1 protein-coding gene is annotated in these 1,287 nt (G+C 64.8%); it reads left to right on the forward strand.

What is annotated here, in order from left to right:
* Positions 1-1,287: Ig-like domain-containing protein (locus FGU65_RS15820; protein WP_301665462.1), on the forward strand; the 1,287-nt coding region annotated here is incomplete at both ends.

A 1,287-nucleotide genomic window follows, 5' to 3' on the forward strand; every position in this document is an offset into this window, starting at 1 on the left:
GGCGTCACCGACGCGAACGGCCGGGCGACGGCGACGTTCACGCCCGGGACGCTGAGCGGGGACGCCCCGATCACCGTCCGGGTCACCTACCCCGACGGGGAGATTATCCAGGATTGCCTGCAGCAGATCGACCACGCCGAACCCTATGCCCTCGCCGGGCTTGCGTACGCGGCCGAGGCAACGGTCGGGGAGGAGACGGATATCGTCGTCCGGCTGGCCGACCGCTACGGCAACCCGATCGATAGCCGGAACACGGCCGAGTCGGTCATCTTCGCCGTCAGTTCGTCCGGGGGAACGGCCGGTTTCGTAAACGGCGGTGACTGTGAAACTCGCATCGCCGTTGCGGTGGACACTGCGGGCGATGCAACCGGCACCCTGCGGATTGATCAGCGTGCGGGTGAGAACATCATCGTGATCGATTCGCCAGGATCGATTCCTGATACCTTTTTCTCCATTCTCGGGGTGGCGAACGCAGCGCCCGCGAGCATCGCCTCTGTCGTGTCGCCGTCGACGGGCTCACCACCCTACGTGCCCGCCGATGGAACGAGCACGTTTTCGTTCACCTACACGCTCTTCGACCGCTACGGGAATCCGGTACAGGGACAAGACCTCTGGGTCAATACCACTATCGGCGGCGAAGACGAACTGCTGACGACGAGTTCGTCCGGGCAGGTCTCGATCACCTACGGCCCGAAGGAGACGACCGGACGAGTGACGATCACCGCGACGGCTGCGGCGAATGCGAGCGTAACCGAGTCCCGGGAGGTGGAGTTCACCAGCACTGATCCGGTGAACATGCTGCTGACCGCAAGCCCGCAGACGATGCCGAGCCGTGACGTCAAACCCGATTCGGTCGCTCTCGTCCGCGCAAAAGTGATGGATATCAAGGGCAATCCGGTCGAGAACGAGACGGTGACCTTCACCCTGCTGAGCGTCGACAACGGCACGTACATCCAGACCCAGGCACCGCAGCTCGGTGGGCAGGATGTGGGGGTGCCGGTGACGGCAGTCACGGACGGCGACGGCTACGCTACCGTCCCGCTCACCCCCGGTGCGTTTGTAACGCGGGGGATGGCCGGCTATGACCCGACGGCGACGGGGACCTGCACGGTGGAGGCGGCCTGGGGAAACGTGACGCGTACCATCGTCCTGACCTGGAAGAACTATCCGTATCTCTCGGTGGAGACCTCGGTCAGTCCCGAGACGGTCGCGGTGAACGGGACGATCGATACCACCATCCGGCTGCGGGGCGACGGGTGGGCGCTTCAGCCCGATCCGATCGATGTG

Origin of the sequence: Methanoculleus frigidifontis (assembly GCF_030464345.1) — an archaeon.
Classification (GTDB): Archaea; Halobacteriota; Methanomicrobia; order Methanomicrobiales; family Methanoculleaceae; genus Methanoculleus_A; species Methanoculleus_A frigidifontis.